This window comes from Neisseria sp. P0009.S008 (genome assembly GCF_051958615.1).
Taxonomy (GTDB): Bacteria; Pseudomonadota; Gammaproteobacteria; order Burkholderiales; family Neisseriaceae; genus Neisseria; species Neisseria subflava.
Window position 1 is genome coordinate 1 of sequence record NZ_JBQCVG010000087.1, and the last position, 248, is coordinate 248.

A 248-nucleotide genomic window follows, 5' to 3' on the forward strand; every position below is an offset into this window, starting at 1 on the left:
AGCAGCGGCAGCCGTTTGGTATCGAGATGTACCAGCTCTCCGGGGTAGGATTTATTGTAGCGTTTGGCCTGCCTTTTAAGCTTTTCCTGAATGCCGCGTTCTACCTTGGCCAGGCGTTTCATTCCGTACTTTGCCTGTTTGAAACGGTTGTTGGTACTGGTTTGGGGTTTGAGCAGTCTGCCCCTTGCGGCTTTAAGTGCGCGGTAAATGGTGACGCGGCTGACTTGGTAGCGGCGTGCCAGGGAGGT

At 54.4% G+C, this 248-nt stretch carries 1 pseudogene; it reads right to left on the bottom strand.

The features are described 5' to 3' along the window. Positions 1–248, bottom strand: a pseudogene (locus tag ACTHSQ_RS11385) (IS481 family transposase); the annotation flags it as partial.